This window comes from Bacillus sp. ISL-46, from assembly GCF_018613205.1.
The window spans coordinates 1-16,142 of record NZ_JAGGQR010000028.1; the positions used below are offsets into that span (position 1 = coordinate 1).

At 39.1% G+C, this 16,142-nt stretch carries 16 protein-coding genes and 1 pseudogene; 2 read left to right on the forward strand and 15 right to left on the reverse strand.

Annotated elements, in window-relative coordinates:
- Positions 1-70: 70 nt before the first annotated feature.
- The 11 genes and pseudogenes from J7E67_RS31850 to J7E67_RS16295 form a co-directional block, all read right to left on the reverse strand.
- Positions 71-199: a hypothetical protein gene (locus J7E67_RS31850; protein WP_285291931.1), complete on the reverse strand. Its 129-nt coding sequence runs from the start codon at positions 197-199 to the stop codon at positions 71-73.
- Between the two features lie 244 nt (positions 200-443).
- Positions 444-974, reverse strand: coding sequence for a GrpB family protein (locus J7E67_RS16250; RefSeq protein WP_214732355.1), 531 nt, complete (start codon positions 972-974; stop codon positions 444-446).
- Positions 975-987: 13 nt separating this feature from the next.
- Positions 988-1,116 (reverse strand): annotated as a pseudogene (locus tag J7E67_RS16255) (alcohol dehydrogenase); the annotation flags it as partial.
- 125 nt (positions 1,117-1,241) lie between these two features.
- Complete coding sequence (locus J7E67_RS16260) at positions 1,242-1,835, reverse strand: XylR N-terminal domain-containing protein (RefSeq protein ID WP_214732356.1); 594 nt, start codon at positions 1,833-1,835, stop codon at positions 1,242-1,244.
- A 971-nt stretch (positions 1,836-2,806) separates the two neighbouring features.
- Complete coding sequence (gene argH / locus J7E67_RS16265) at positions 2,807-4,342, reverse strand: argininosuccinate lyase (protein WP_214732357.1); 1,536 nt, start codon at positions 4,340-4,342, stop codon at positions 2,807-2,809.
- 719 nt (positions 4,343-5,061) lie between these two features.
- Complete coding sequence (locus J7E67_RS16270) at positions 5,062-5,244, reverse strand: Fur-regulated basic protein FbpA (protein ID WP_168243455.1); 183 nt, start codon at positions 5,242-5,244, stop codon at positions 5,062-5,064.
- 468 nt (positions 5,245-5,712) lie between these two features.
- A complete protein-coding gene (locus J7E67_RS16275) occupies positions 5,713-6,690 on the reverse strand; it encodes an aldo/keto reductase (protein WP_214732358.1) in 978 nt (325 codons plus the stop codon).
- A gap of 42 nt (positions 6,691-6,732) precedes the next feature.
- A complete protein-coding gene (locus tag J7E67_RS16280; RefSeq protein ID WP_214732359.1) occupies positions 6,733-7,452 on the reverse strand; it encodes a dihydrofolate reductase family protein in 720 nt (239 codons plus the stop codon).
- A gap of 275 nt (positions 7,453-7,727) precedes the next feature.
- A complete protein-coding gene (locus J7E67_RS16285) occupies positions 7,728-8,084 on the reverse strand; it encodes a cyclophilin-like fold protein (RefSeq protein ID WP_308161419.1) in 357 nt (118 codons plus the stop codon).
- A 14-nt stretch (positions 8,085-8,098) separates the two neighbouring features.
- Positions 8,099-9,298: an MFS transporter gene (locus J7E67_RS16290; protein ID WP_308161421.1), complete on the reverse strand. Its 1,200-nt coding sequence runs from the start codon at positions 9,296-9,298 to the stop codon at positions 8,099-8,101.
- Positions 9,299-9,319: 21 nt separating this feature from the next.
- A complete protein-coding gene (locus J7E67_RS16295; RefSeq protein ID WP_214732361.1) occupies positions 9,320-10,078 on the reverse strand; it encodes a carboxymuconolactone decarboxylase family protein in 759 nt (252 codons plus the stop codon).
- Between the two features lie 216 nt (positions 10,079-10,294).
- Between J7E67_RS16295 and J7E67_RS16300 the strand changes: the two genes are divergently transcribed.
- Positions 10,295-10,843, forward strand: a complete 549-nt coding sequence (locus J7E67_RS16300) for a TetR/AcrR family transcriptional regulator (protein ID WP_214732362.1) — start codon at positions 10,295-10,297, stop codon at positions 10,841-10,843.
- A gap of 136 nt (positions 10,844-10,979) precedes the next feature.
- On the opposite strand, the gene J7E67_RS16305 is transcribed toward J7E67_RS16300, so the two are convergent.
- Entirely contained in the window at positions 10,980-12,188 is a 1,209-nt protein-coding gene (locus J7E67_RS16305; protein WP_214732363.1) for a multidrug effflux MFS transporter, read from the reverse strand.
- 158 nt (positions 12,189-12,346) lie between these two features.
- Positions 12,347-13,291 (reverse strand): alpha/beta hydrolase, encoded by a 945-nt coding sequence (locus J7E67_RS16310; RefSeq protein ID WP_214732364.1) that lies wholly within the window; start codon positions 13,289-13,291, stop codon positions 12,347-12,349.
- A 298-nt stretch (positions 13,292-13,589) separates the two neighbouring features.
- On the opposite strand from J7E67_RS16310, the gene J7E67_RS16315 reads away from it, so the two are divergent.
- Complete coding sequence (locus J7E67_RS16315; protein WP_214732365.1) at positions 13,590-14,135, forward strand: TetR/AcrR family transcriptional regulator C-terminal domain-containing protein; 546 nt, start codon at positions 13,590-13,592, stop codon at positions 14,133-14,135.
- Positions 14,136-14,234: 99 nt separating this feature from the next.
- On the opposite strand, the gene J7E67_RS16320 is transcribed toward J7E67_RS16315, so the two are convergent.
- Both J7E67_RS16320 and J7E67_RS16325 read right to left on the reverse strand, forming a co-directional pair.
- Complete coding sequence (locus J7E67_RS16320; RefSeq protein WP_214732366.1) at positions 14,235-14,942, reverse strand: SDR family oxidoreductase; 708 nt, start codon at positions 14,940-14,942, stop codon at positions 14,235-14,237.
- An 87-nt stretch (positions 14,943-15,029) separates the two neighbouring features.
- Positions 15,030-16,079 carry an NAD(P)-dependent alcohol dehydrogenase gene (locus J7E67_RS16325; protein WP_214732367.1) on the reverse strand — a complete coding sequence of 350 codons (1,050 nt, stop codon included), beginning with the start codon at positions 16,077-16,079 and terminating at the stop codon, positions 15,030-15,032.
- Positions 16,080-16,142: the final 63 nt, after the last annotated feature.

Consider the following 16,142-nt stretch of genomic DNA (forward strand, 5'->3'; position numbering starts at 1 on the left):
GCCACTCTGTTACGTCGTAATTATTTTTACTAGCCATAAATAAATTCTCCTATCAATTTAGTGTGTTTGTTCATAAACTACTTTTTCCTTGATATAGCTGGAAGTAAAGCCTTACGAATTCGTGCTTTTCCTGCAGCTTTTCTGTTACTTTATCTTTAATTAATTCTTTAGACGATCGATTCTTGATAATTTCTCCCACTTCCCTCACCCTTTCCTTTTATAAACAGAATTTCTATTAAATTTTCGACATTTTATCAATTAATCCCTTTTATATTATTCAATTAAGCTGCTTCCTTACTTTAAGTACATTCTTTTACAACCTCTATTTTTACATAAATATCCAAATTAACTACCAAGTGTTATTCAATTATCTGGCCCGTTAGCTGAAGAACAAAAAAGGATCGCCGCAGCAATCCCATTTTTCAACTCAAGCACCCGTTACTTTAATAAGAAAATTTCCACTGTAAAGCCCATTCTTTCGCTTTATCTGCTAATTCATTAACGAACTGCTGCTTTCCATCTTGATACTTGTAATGGTCGTTAGGAAACTGTTTTGCTAAGTTTATTTTCAATTCTCCATACTTTTTGGCTTCAGAGGGGTTCTTTATCAAGTATTCTTTAAAATCTAAGTAGGTTTTTATGTGTTCACTTCCGACTTGAAAGATATGTAAATGATGTGTTCTATTATCTTTTCCTTTTGGAAAATATCTTCTTCCAGCAATCCCATTTTCACCTCTCGGTTCATAACCTAATGCCCGCATTTCATCATTGAATAAATCTACTTTTTCAATATCCTTAACAACAATCAAAATATCAATTATCGGCTTTGCGTAACCTATTGTTGGTATAGAGGTACTTCCAATATGGAAAATATCAATTAGTTCATCTTTAAATACCTTTTTTAATTTTATCTCTTCTTGCCTGTATGATTTTCCCCAGTCTTCGGTCCAAGAGAGTATTTTGGTTTTTCTCAAAAGAATCCCCCCCATCTGGAATCCTGACAAAAAACCCTTCAGTTACAACAATTTTCTGGCTATAACCACCATAAGTTGGATTACCATCGTAGTCTAAAGAGTTATAAATTGAAACAACACCTTTCGTACAATATTGCTCCTCGCCACGGCCAACACTTTGAATTACATAAAGCATTGACCTAGGCTATTGAAAGCCATTGTGACGGTTCTTGTGGACCTACGACAGTAGTTCCTCAATTAATTGCCGGTGTATATCGCTCGCTTTACTTAAATGGTCGGCTCCATTTTTAATTTCGCTGTAATTTCATCGAGTTCCTTAATCATGCTATTCGCTTGATAGTAACTCAGGTCACTCGTAATTTCTTCTCCCCATTTTTCAATTGGCATACTAATACATTTGCATTGCTCGTAGCCCATCGCGCGACATTCTACTTCCTTAACAAGGATCGGCTGTTGCAACACTTTCGACAGGTAAGCGCTTGCATATCCACACAAGGTGTGACAAACAGGCTCTTCACTAAGGCCTTTGTCTTTTAAATATTGAGACGCTTCAAACGTATTAATCCAAAGGACTTCAATAATATTGCATTTCTTTTGCTCATCAAAGCTCATTTCCAAAATTTCCACTTTATCTAAGTAACCATGCAACATGTGAAATTTAGGACCTGCATTTACCAAATCCATCTCATCGTCCCATTGCAGCGACATGGCTTTTTCCGCATCACTCACACCACAATGCCAGCCGTAGCGAATAAACACGCCCCTTGTTCGTTCCTCGCCAATTACGGTAATGAGCTCATTTTTCAAATTTGTTCTTGCTTCACTAGGGATTGTAATAATTCGTTCATAAAATTCATTCAAAACTGTTTCTTTAGGTAATTCAAAAGCATTGTATTTGGTTAAAACTCATATTTACTCAACCCCTTAGTCTGTGCTCTTGAAAAAGACCTGTCACCACTCGAAATTTGTAGCATTCGACAAGTGACAGGCACCATTTAATATTTCATGTTTTTTCCTCAATTAAAGATGGAAAGACTTTCATTATGTATTATGTAATTATTGAAACAACTACGAAGAATTATTTATTTCATGAGTATTATAACATAATATTCAGAATTTTATTTACTTAGTTTAGATAGTAGGAACGATGTTCTTATAGCTCTGAAATAATATTAGGACTTGATTTAATAGATTTAATTGCCCCGAAATGAAATCGCACCATTCATCTAACAAGGATTTCATTAAGTTTCTTTATGATTAAGTTTTTGATTTTGGAAACAGTCTGCCCCATTACACAGTCCAATAATGCTTCGGCACAGTATACCTTCTTAAAGTCTAGCCCCGGTTTAACTTAAATACTTTTTTTCATTTACCATTCCTAAACTATAGAGCTGGTCAAATTCAGAATAAACCCATCTTAGAGTAGATTCTATTTTAATTGATCGGTGGGTTGGACTTTTTTGAGTATCTTTTTTAGCTGATTAACTGAATTTGACAATTTATTTCCCTCCTATTTTTATATTTTTTAGCATTGAATAAGGTTATTTTTTCCCCATGGCCCGATGATAGATCGTTATTCCCTTTCTCTTTTATTGAAAAAATAAGAGGCCCTCATTTCAAGATAATCTCACCTTGAATTGAGAGCCTCTAGTTAACCAGTCGGCATATAAATTATTGCGCAAATATTTACTAACATCTTATACCCGACAATTCCTACCAGTCAAGTATAAATTAAATATTTTTTACTATATTTTACTAAGTCATTCCCCTATTTAAGAACAGTAGGGTCCTGATCATCACATATTTTCTTCTGGAATTAACTACCGCCTTCATCAATGTCCAGTATTGATATCGTTTTCATCCGTTGTACCCCAATGGCTTGTCAGTTGGTCAAGTCTCTCCATACAAACTTTAATTCGATTAACCTCAGTATGGAGTAAAGAAATATGGTGGTGTAGACTAGCTTCTCTTTCCACAATGGCCCGCTTCATTTCCTCCGGTGCTGGTCCGCCAGGCAGCGACCGAGTTTTAATAAAGTGTTCTGGGTCCATTGCTGTGCGAATGATCTCCTCCGGTAAATTCAACGGAATTCCGACAACTGCTCTTGCCGCTTCATCCACGAGTACAGATGTGACATGAGTAGCATTCAGTCCTCTGGCCAAGGCAATTTTCACCACCTGGCTGGCAATGGAATGAGAGGTTCGAAACGGGATGTTTGCTTCCCTAAACAGGGTGTCGGCTAATTCCGTTATTGTCGCAAAACTTTCTTGGGCCCTTCTTTTTAACAGTGCTTCATTTACTTCAAGTGTTCCAACCACCACGTTTGTTAACCGAAAAACTTGATCAATAAGGTGCAGGCCCTTCCATAAATACGGCTGAAGGTCATCCTCGGTATCGTTTATATCTCCGTATGGTGTGTTATGTAACATTTGAAGTACGGTTTGGGCATTCCCAATTCCGCTAGAGCTTAATGCACGAATATGCTCTAGTGAAACAGGATTTCTTTTTTGCGGCATAATGGAACTCGTTTGAACATAGGGGTCTGCCACACGAATCGCTGAAAATTCTTGGCTGGACCATAAGAGAAGGTCTTGTGAAAACCGGCCGAGATTGATAAAGGTTAATTGTATCGCTGTTGCAATTTCCCCTAAATAATCGGCACCGCCAATCGCATCATAGGCACTCTTGATGATTTTCGGAAATCCTAATAACTCTGCGACTGTATTTCGGTCAATCGGAAATCCGGTCGTAGTGAGGGCCGCCGCGCCGAGAGGACTAGCATTGCATGTATCATAGGCTGCTTTCAATCTTTTTAAGTCACGGTCAACGACATCGTACATACCCAGAAGATAATGGGAGAACGTCATCGGCTGGGCTTGCTGCGTATGGGTATGCCCAAGGACAATGGTTTCCTTATAGGTGTCGATCACCCTCAAAAGTGTTTCTTGAAAGGAAAGCAGCGCCTCGATGGCGAGTAGAATCTTGTCCCGAAGAACCATCCTGTACATTGCAACACCCATATCGTTCCGGCTCCGAGCAAGGTGCAAACTCCCACCCATTTCGCCGGCAATTTTCATAATTTGACTTTCTACAAGGAAAAAGAGATCCTCATACTGTCCATCATAGGTGGATTGGAGAATTCTCTCCTTATCAAGTGCGCAAATAGCTGCAAGGATTTGGGAACCCGCACTCTCCTGCAACAACCCTTGTTCCACAAGCATAATCAGGTGGGCTTTATGGATTGCTATCATCGGCTCTAGTAAAGATTGCTTGGCGTGCTCATAAGCAGGTGCCAATACTACCTCTGAATAGGTCGCTCCTGGAAACTTCCGACCTTCTTTTTCCAAAATGCTCTCCTTAATATTCATCACAATACCCCCAATATTCCCCTATCATGGTTAATTCGGTAAAAAAGGCTACAAGAATGAATAAACCTTAAATGACTAGTAAACTTTTGAAAATAAAACAGGAGAAAAAAGTTCGCAATCTTTTGTTTATTTTATGTCTCCAGCCTATTTATGTTAATAAAAAAAGCATGAACATTGTATGTTCATGCCATCGGTTGTCCGGAAGACAGTAAATAATACTTTATATAGACTAAAATCTCTGTGCACGGTTTAGAATCGCTTGCAAAATTATTTTTCTTTCCAACCTTCTTACAATAGTGATGAATTTTTTATAATTTAAATAATGCTATTATTATGCCAACAGAGTTCCTCTAAAAATATAATGGTTTTATGCTATCTCTACGGTATTTATAGATTAATGAAGTTTTCTTATACAATACAAACTGATAACGAAATGTATCAACTGTCAAATTGATTAAGGGAAAGCCTTGATAAACAAGGAGTTAGATTGATAAATTTTTGTATCAATCAAATGAATTTTTGTCACAAGTATCTGACCCCCGTTTTCTGCCTTCCATCAAGTTTGTTTGACCTCATAAATTTGCGGACAGAGAGAACGTTGATTCCAAGATTAAAAGATTCTTTTCTGCCCCAACATTGAATTTTTTAATTTCCTTGCCAAAAAAAGACCGCAGGTGTGGAAATACCATACAGTCTAATGTAACCTAACCATATTTATTTTATATCCATTGAATAGATCCAAACTCACCATGCGGATGGTTTTGTAATTTAAATCTTCTATACTCATATTCTAATTTCGATAGTGGCAACTCATATAGCTTTTGATCGCCTTTGTTATAGACGTTTAAAAAAATTAATTTATTGATAAGTTTTTGTCGCTTTTTTTCATCATTATTTCTCAACAGAAACACTCCCTTAGTTTTACAAAAACTTTCCCTTGAATACAACCACTTTTAATTTCATTTATTAGATTAATTTTATTATAAACCTACAATTCCTATCAGTAAAGTATGAATTAAAATTAAATAAAGAAGACACTATCATCATGACAGTGCCTTCGCGATTTTCAATAACAAGCGGTATGGACCCAATCGGTTAAATATTTATAACTTATCGATTAATAATTTGTGCCAATCGGAAACAAATTGTTCGTCATATCCCCCGGTTTTTCATATTCCATTAGATGTTTCTCACATTCTATTAACTTTTATATGTTTCAACATATTACATTTGATGCCAAAAGGACGGCTCCTTTTTGGTTTTCATTCGTTTCACAAAATAAGTGAACATCAACATTTAAATCGTTAAAAAAGAAGAGTGTACACATAATACATCCTTCTTAACCATTTTAATAAAGACCTTTTTCGTCCTTAGTTCCATTTACCAGTTAATACCTCTGTTCGATCCGTTGCAGGTGAAGGTGTCCTTGATAAATTGGTAATTTCAGCGTACATTTCTTCTGTCATATTAAAATCAGCCGCTGCTATTGAATCTTCTAATTGGTCTAAATTACGGGCACCAATGATAGGAGCAGTTACAGCAGGATTAGCCATTACCCAAGCAACAGCTAAAGTTGCAGGTTTCACATCATGTTCTTGTGCATATTTGGTGAACTGTTCAGCCGTAACAAAATCTTCAGCAGCACCGTAACGGTCACCATAGCGGGCATTCTGAACAAGGCGGCCCTGCTCAGGACGTTTATTCATTCCATATTTCCCTGAAAGAAGTCCAGCACCAAGTGGGCTATAAGTAATGACTCCAACTTGTTCTGAAGCAGCCATTGGTAAGATTTCAACCTCTGCTTGGCGTTTAACAAGGTTATACATAGGTTGAATCAATTCAAAACGAGCGAGTTGCTCTTTTGCAGAAATTCCTAATGCTTTTGTGATTTGCCATGCTGCCCAATTGCTTACTGCTGGGTAAAGAATCTTCCCTTGACGCTGTAAGTCATCGAATGTCCGTAGCGTTTCCTCCATTGGAGTTTGTTCATCAAAATCATGGACGAAATAAAAATCAATATAATCCGTCTTTAAGCGACGCAGGCTATTTTCAATACCTTGCATCATATGTTTTCGGGACAAGCCTCTAGCATTCACATCAGCACCCGTGTTCCAGAACACTTTTGTTGTTAGGACGATGGATTCACGTTCATGTGCGATGCATTCACCTAAAATTTCCTCAGAACGCCCATAAACATCGGCAGTATCGAAGAAGTTGATACCAGCTTCCCGACAACGTTGATACATGGCTTTAGATGTTTCTTCATCAGCGTCTCCGCCAAAAGACATGGCACCAAAACATAAATTTGAAACCTGAATTCCTGTTTTTCCTACTGTGCGATATTCCATAATGGACCTCCAATATTTAATCAATCTTTTGTTAAACGGCGGTTAATCACGTTTTGTTACATACTTCAACCATAACCCGCCATCATCCAGTTTTTCGACTTCTTTCAAGAAGAAATTTACTGGATGCTGATTTGTTAGAAAAGAGCTCGTCTCAAATAGCGTCACTGAATTAGATGCACCATCTGCAATTGGAACTAAAATCAGACTCAATTCATCAATTAATCCTTCATTCAAAAAGGAGCCATTTAAAACTCCTCCACCTTCTAGCACTAATTCATCGATTGAAAATAGATTTTTTAGCTTTTCTACTACGACAGTAAAATTCAATTGTTCTTTTCCCCCAAAAATATAAGATATACCAAGTTTTTGCAGATGAGCTAAATAGGCATCAGATACTTGTTCTGTAAGGACTTCGATAATGTGGTCACCTAATCCGTAGTCATCTGTAATGTAGTTTTTTGTCCATCCTAGTTTCCCAGAAGGGTCTACTGCAATGGCAAAACTTTTTGCATCTTTATTTGCAACGTAATCAGTTCTAGTTATCGTGGGAATGTTATCTTGTGTTAAATCTAATTGATGTCCGAAAGTAAAGTGTTCTTCCAAGGTAACCCTGCCACACATCCATGCTTTACATCCGTAACGATTATGGATTTCTTCGTATAAATCTCTAAAATAAGCTGCTCGTTTTTCTTTCAAATAATCTCCAATGATTTTCCCATCCAATGAGGTTAGCATGTGACAGATTATATATGGTCGTTCCATTTGGTTTACCCCTTTAATCTTTAAATGTGCCTCTAAGTTGCAAAACTGGAAAAGATAAATCTATTATTTTAACCTACTGGATTAGACATTCTAAATAACGCCCTTTTTTAATTTGCAAAAGTATAAAATAAACGTTATTTGATTAATCAACATCTGTTTATAATTATAAAAGGAAACGGAATTCTTTCAATCGTTAATATAACGCGATTTGTTGATTATTAAACAATTCATTCTAAATTGTTGATTATTTTTACTGGAATTTTTGCTAAGTGTTTTTAATCGATATTTTCAATTGTAACTGTAAAATTACCTTTCATACATGCAAGCTTTTCAATACCAGATTCAATCTTCCCTAATTTAATCAATCCACTTGCAAAACCAAAATCCCGATAAAATATAGCCAAATTGCCCCATGGGGAATAATAAGTGAAATCTCCAACTGAAGGCTTACAGCCTGATGGTGCTTCTTCTTTTGATAATCTTTTCGGTAGATTACTAATTTTTTCGGTGCCTGCATAATCTTCGAATGTTAAAGTTAATGGAAGTAATGATAGAAAATCCTTGGTTGTTGGATTATGATCCATTTTCACAATTACTTCCCCGTTGTTATATCTCACTTTTATACTACTCACATTACAACCCTCCATTAAATAGCTTTCTCGTACTTAGTGGGTTTCCTATTAAGACTAAACGAGACCGCTGCGATAATTGCGGCAATGGCGACTGATAAAGCTCCGATCCAGCTGACTTCCAACACTGATGTGCTTTTTACTGCAATACCCCCGATTCCAGCGGCTGCTGCTATGCCTAACTGTATGAAAGAGCCATACAGGCTAAGCATGATTCCCGAAGCATCAGGAGCAAGCCAAACCAGATTATACTGCATACCTGGGCCAGACGACCATGCCGAGAAGGACCATAGCATGAGCAATGGAATGGCGACAAAGGGTGACCTTGCAATAGTAGATAGCAACACTAAAGCTATAACGTGGACAACCAAACCGCCGACAAGAGTTCTGGGGTTACCAATCCAATCCGTCATGAAGCCACCAAACTTAGAACCTATTAAGGTAGCGAAACCGAAGGCAAACAAAGCACTGCTCACTTCTCGTCCGCTCATGAATGTAACGGTTAACAGGAAGGGAGCAATATAGGAATACATTACCCCATATCCTAACTGCCAAAAGAACGTTGCACCAAGGCCCATTAATATTTTCGGGTTCTTTAAATAAGAGAGTTGCTTGCCTAGAGGAACGGGAGCCCCGTTATTTGTGGCAGGAATCGTTCGCATGATAACGAAAATTGCAAGTAAACTAAGAACACCGATACCCACAAAGATTAGCTTCCAATCGTATGCTGTTGCTATCAGACGACCAATTGGTACACCGATGATAATGGCAGCACTAAACCCAAGGATAACTGTGCCAATAGCACCTGCTTGTTTTTCTGGGGGAGCTAGCTTGGCTGCGGCAGTTTTGGCAGCAATGGCAAAAACTCCACTTCCTAGAGCAAGTATAATGCGTGAGACAATTAGAAAACCGAAGCCTGTAATGGTAAATGTCATTACGCTGCCGAGCACCATTAAAATAAGAGAGAGTATTAATAACTTTCGCTGATTCATTTTTGTCGTCGCCATGACGACAAGAGGAGAACCAATTGCATTAGCAAGAGCAAATACGGTGATTAGTTGTCCTGCCACCGCTACGGAAACATGATTCGAGGCAGCCACTTTATCCAAAATACCTGCAATGACGTACTCAGATGTACTTACCATGAAGGTAATTAAGGCCAGCATGTAAATTTTCCAGGTGTTTTTCATATTTTTTCCGTCCCCCCAGGCATCCACTATTATCCTCTCTTTGAATTTTCATTCCTTTTCGGGAATAATTTCATTTATACAATTTAAGGCGTTCAGTGTTCTCGGAAAGCCCATATATGGGAGGCAGTGAGTGATGGCGGTAATTATTGTTTCCTTGTCATTACCTACATTTAGGTTTCCCTGCACATGTGCCTTCACTTGGGCTTCTGCACCTCCTAAACTGCTTACGATGCAGAGTGTCAGCAATTCACGTGTTTTCAAATCAAGTCCGCCACGGGTGTAGAAGTCTCCAAAGCAAAAAGCGGAAAGATAATCCTGTATATGCTTTAGATTTGATGGGGCAGCCTCACGCATTTTTGCAATAACTTCCCCAAAAATCTCTACTTGGACTGAAAGTCCCTTATCAAAACGAGTCTCTTCATCAACCTGCTGTTGGCTTTCAATTGGTAAAGCGATATTCTTTGCTTTGAAAACCTCATTGACTTCATTGATAGCGTTTAGTGTTTTGGGAAATCCAATGTACGGTGCACACTGATAAACGGCCTCTTTGATATCTACAGGTGTCAGCCCAACGTTCAATGCCGCACCGACATGGCCCTTCAGTTGAGGTAACGTTTGGTTGGTTGCAAGCACTACCAGAGTTATCAACTCACGTTGCTTGTCATCGAGATTACCTTGATAAAAAACTTCTCCAAAAATGAAGCGGCTAAGAATGTCCTGAAAATCAGGATCAGTAGCGTATGCGGCTGATACTCCATTCCCAAATAGCTGTTTGTATTTTTCCTTGCTCTTTTCAACACGGTCCATAAATAAGCCTCCTGTTTGAAGAAAATTTACTTTTATTATTTCAATAGTTAGCTAAACATGATGCTTTAAAAATTAATATTGATTGATTAATCAACATCTGTTTATAATTATAAAAAGATTCAGAGTGCGTTCAATGGTTAAATTAACGCAATTCGTTGATTACTCAACAAATCAATTAAAATTGTTGATTATCTTTAGAAAGATTGGTGAATTAAATTGTCTAAAGTAGATAGAAGAATAGTAAAAAGCCAAGTAGCTATAAAAAATGCTGTCATTGAACTGATGTCTGAAAAAAGTTTTGATGACATTACCATTCAGGATATTGCCGATAGGGCAGATGTTAATCGTGGAACCATCTATCTTCATTACACAGATAAATATGACCTCCTGGATAAGATGATTGAAGAACATATGGACAATCTCCGAGAACTATGCCAATCTGCATCTGAGATGACTTTTCAAGAAGGAAATTATGTCTGGTACGAATACTTTGAGCGTAATTATTTATTTTTTTCAACGATGTTAGCGAGTAAAGGTGCACCCTATTTCCGCAGTCGTTTTCTTGAATTAGTGATCGAAGAGTTTAAAGCGGAAGTGGAAACAACCGAAGGGAAAAACCAAGGATTAAGTGAAGATGTTATTCTTCAATTTTTTGGTTCCGCAGTTGTTGGGGCAGTGGAATGGTGGTTCAAGAATGGAATGCCATTGCCAGCACGTGTTATGGCAGAACAAACGGGGGCATTGTTAGATAGAAACCTAGAATAATGGAACAAGTTTTTTAAAGAAATGAAATAACCTGAGTCTCTAACTCTACTGGACTCAGGTTATTTTATTATTACTGTCTATTTGACTTCATGAATAGGCATTGAGAAATGGGAATTAATTGTATCTTCAACTTTCTTTAAATGTATTGTGAAGCTGTTGATGACTTTCTCACCAAGATTACGTAGGAAATAACAGCAAGTATACTTGTCATAAAAATGGTGATTCCGAATGGAACAGCAGAATTTTCTCCTGCCATACCTACTAAAGGTGAAGTGACAGCCCCTAATGCAAATTGAAGAGTGCCTAATACGGCGGCCGCACTCCCGGCAATTTGCCCCTGTGATTCCATAGCCAGTGTAAATGAAACCGGTCCGATTATTCCAATAGCTGCTGCGAATAAGAAGATGGCAATGAACAAAGCAACGAAAGGTCCGTGAACTAGCACTACCATTAAGATGGCAGCGGTAGTGATGAAAGCTAACAGCAGTCCCATCTGAAAAATACGGTGTTCGTCCATCCGCTCGGCCAGTCGTTTAACAAGCTGTGATCCAAGAATAATCCCAAGCCCATTTAAGGCAAAAAGAACCGAAAACAATTGTGGCGATATACCATACATATTTTGATAAATAAAAGGAGTACCGGCAACATAGGCAAACACACCAGAGAACAATATGCCATTGACAAGCGCATACCCCATAAAGCTCCGATCTCGAAGCAAGGAACCGTAGTTTTTTAATACTCTACTGAAATTGCTGGGAACACGCTGCCGGGCAGGCAAGCTTTCTTTTATTCCCCATATGGTTATGCCTGTTAAAGAAAGCCCTAAAAAACCTAGAAAAATAAACACACTGATCCATGAAGTGAACGTAGTCACCACGCTTCCAGCAGTAGGGGAAATCAATGGAGCGACATTACTAATCATAGTCAATAGTGCCATGAATTTAACCATTTCTACTCCACTGTAGCGATCACGAACTATCGCACGAGAGATAACAAGCCCTGCGGCAGCGACAAATCCCTGAATAAAGCGCAAAATAATAAATATACCGACGCTCGGTGAAAACGCACATACTACAGAAATGAGAAAATAAAGCAGCATCGAAATCAGCAAAGGCTTACGCCTGCCATGAGCATCGCTTAAAGGACCTGCAACGAGCTGCCCCACACCTAACCCTAACAAACTGGCCGTTAGGCTCGCTTGAATGGAAGATGCCGTTGTATTAAAATCATTCATCATTTGCGGCAGCGATGAAAGATACATATCGACCGTAAAGGGTCCCAATGCAGAAAAAGCGGAAAGCATCAAGGCAGATAGAACTGTACGGTTAGTGGTCTTAACATTCATTCAGATACCTCCTTACTTTGGTAGTAATGATTGATTTTGAATTTTTTAATAAAACTGCCCCCAATTTAAGGGCAGTTATTTTTTTAAATTAGTAACACTCATCGATCGTTACCAGAAAAGCCTTGCATAGAATGTGGAACGTTTCTTTAAAGTGATTATTACTTCATATTCTCGGTAAAGAATACTTCCAACTTGTCGAATGGAATCAAGTCCGTCTTGTCATACAAATCAACGTGTCCTGCATTCGGAACGATGTACAATTCTTTTGGTTCTGCCGCCAATTCGTAAGCATCTTCACTAAAGTATCGGGAGTGAGCCTGCTCGCCCATGATGAACAAAATTGGCCGCGGCGAAATCGATTTAATGTGCGTAAGCAGAGGAAAGTTCATCCATGACATGCTGCTAGTCACGGAAAATTGAGTAATAGAGTTTGGGTGGTACCCACGAGGCGTAGAATAAAACTCTCCAAACTCACGACCGATAGGGTCTGTATTTTCATCAAATCCAATAGGTGCTCCTCGCTGGGCGAGCGCTGGCTGGCCGCCCTCAAAATCCGCGTAACGTTGCGCAGCAATTGCATCGAGCATACTGTTGCGGTCTTCTTCGGTTAACGAATCCATCCAGCCGTTGGCTGACACACGGGATATATCATACATGCTGACCGTGGCAATGGCCTTTATGCGCCTATCAACCTGTGCTGCACTAATTGCAAAGCCACCACTGCCACATATACCGATTGCTCCAATTTGATTTCTATCTACAAATGGACGTGTACCTAAATAATCAACGGCTGCACTGAAATCTTCTACGAAGAGATCAGGCGATGAAATATGCCGCGGCTCTCCGCCACTGTATCCGTTGTAAGATGGGTCAAATGCAAGAACGACAAAACCACGCTCTGCCATGTTTTGAGCATAGATACCAGGACCCTGCTCTTTCACACCACCATATGGCGCACCGATTATAACGGCTGCGTGTTTCTTTGACTCATCAAAATCCTTTGGCAAGTAAAGATCTGCAGCAATATTGATTCCAAACCTGTTATGGTAAGAAAGTGATTTCCTTGTTACCTTATCGCTTAACTCAAAAATATAGTTTGACATATTAATCAACATCCTTTCATGTAAATAAAATCAACGATTGATGTATTTTCGACATCTGTTTATAATTATAAATAGAAAAACGATGCTTTCAATCGTTAAATTCACTCAATTCGTTGTTTACTCAACAAATCAATAAAAATTGTTGATTATTTTTTAGGCTTTTTTTAAAAGCTTTAATTTTTCTTTTTGTTAGTCCATACTTACCTACGTTAGTTAGCCAATTTTACGCAATTCTTTGTTTTTCCATTAAAGCAATCCAAACGGATAAAAATTTTCAGGAAAAGTTGGTGATGAAACAATGCCAAAAGTAGATAGAAGAGTAGTCAAAACTCAAAAGGTGATAAAAAAAGCATTTCTTGAACTTATGAGTGAAAAAAATTTCGATGACATTACCATTCAGGATATTTCTGACAGGGCAAATGTAAATCGAAGTACTGTCTATCTTCATTACTTGGATAAATACGATCTGCTAGATAAGCTGATAGAAGAACATATAAACGAGCTCGGAGAAACAAGTGAATGGGCATGTCAAGAGGAATGGATCGATGCAACCAGGATCTTTTTCGAATACTTTGAGAATAATTATTTATTCTTTTCCACCATGCTGGCCAGTAAAGGGGCTCCTTCTTTTCGAAGTAAGTTCCTAGAGTTGGTTATTGAAGGGTTCAAGGATGAGTTGGATATAACAAAAGGAAAAAATAAAGGTTTAAATGAAGATATTATTGTTAAATTTGCAGCAAATGCTTACCTAGGGGTATTGGAATCATGGTTAAAAGATGGAATGCCTTATCCACCTCGAGTGATGGCAGAACAATTGGGAGATTTGTTAGAGAGGCTCTTATAGTTAATGGCAGAAGGAAGTTAACATATAAATTAATGAAATTAAAAAGGCTGGGTAATTGGTATACCTAGCCTCATTTTACACATGGAGATACTTGATTTGTTACCAATCGATTCGTTTTCCATCTAGGAAGAATCCCCCATTAGGTCCTTCGGATCCGACAGTCGCTAACCAAAGGATTGACTCAGCTGCTTGTTTGGGGGTTCTTGGAGCAGATGGTCCACCCATATCAGAGCTCACCCATCCCGGATCAACCGCGTTTATTTTAATATCACCTTTGGTTTCTGCCGCTGCCAATCGTGTCAAACCATTTAGGGCAAGTTTAGACAACTTATAAGCGCCTGCACCTTGATAAGACATTTCGCTCATCGCCCCATATTCTGAGGAAATATTAATAATCCTCCCATATCCATGTTTTTCCATAAGGGGAATAAACAAACTGAGACAATAGTAAGCACCGAAGAAATTTGTTTCCATCGTTCTCTCCAATATAGAAGGGTCCATAGCCATTAACTTTTTATTCTCATCCAAATAAACACCGGCATTATTAATCAATACGTCTAATCTTCCATACAGCTCATTTACTGTAACAGCAGCTTGACGGATGCTTTCTTGATCGTTTACATCCATCGCCACAAACGAAACATCAAAATTTAATTCCTTAAGTTTTTGCACTGCTTTATGACCCATTTCCGGATCCCGACATGCCGAAATGACCTTAAAACCTTTCAAAGACAACTGTTTGACCAACTCGTAACCAATTCCTCGATTCCCGCCGGTGACAAGTGCAACTTTTAAATCCTTTGACATTTTTTATCCTCCATTTTTGGCTATTTAAATACTAAAAGAGGCACACCGGTGTTGGAGTGCCCTCTAATATGTTGCTAGGAATACTTGTTATTCATTATCCATCGTGCTGATGTCGATCACAAATCGATACCGGACATCTGAAGCTAGGACGCGCTCCCAGGCTACATCAATCTGTTTGGCGGAAATAACCTCGATCTCCGGAGTAATGTGGTGTTCTGCACAAAAGTCGAGCATTTCCTGTGTTTCGCAAATTCCACCGATTGCCGATCCAGCAAACGACCGACGATGACCGATAAGTGAGAATACATTAACTGGTAACGGCTCCGCTGGTGCACCGACGTTGACAAGTGTACCATCCAGCGCCAGCAAAGAAAGGTAGGCACTAATATCGATCTTAGCGCTTACTGTATTTACGATGAGGTCAAATGAACCAGCCAGTTTCTTAAACGTCTCTGGATCGCTCGTAGCATAATAATGGTCCGCACCAAGCTGCAAACCGTCTTCTTTCTTCTTCAATGTTTGTGATAAAACGGTAACCTCTGCCCCCATGGCATGAGCAAGCTTCACCGCCATGTGTCCAAGCCCGCCAAGTCCAACAATCGCTACCTTTTTGCCAGCTGCAGCCCCCCAATGGCGCAGTGGCGAGTACGTTGTGATGCCGGCACACAAGAGTGGAGCGGCGACGTCAAGCTCAATGCTGTCTGGGATTCGAACGACAAAACCTTCCGTAACGACGATGTGAGAGGAATAACCGCCCTGTGTGTATTGCCCATTCTTGTCGATAGATCCATAGGTGCCCGTCATTCCATTAAGGCAATACTGCTCCTCTCCCTCATGGCAGTGAACGCATTCTCCACAGGAGTCAACCATACAGCCTACCCCGACTCGGTCACCAACCGTAAACTTCGAGACTTCCGAACCTACCTGAGTGACAATCCCGGCGATCTCGTGGCCTGGAACGAAAGGATAGTTTACCGGACCCCACTCGCCGCGAGTTGCATGAATGTCAGAGTGGCAAATACCTGCGTACTTAATCTCAATGAGGACATCATTCGGCTGTAAATCCCTGCGCTCGATCGTGGCAGGTTTGAACGAACCTTCTGGATTGAATACAGCACGTGCTTTAGCGTTAATCATATAAAACCCTCCTGAAATACAAATATTATTGAATTTTTACAATCTTGTCGGTTGGGATTCTCG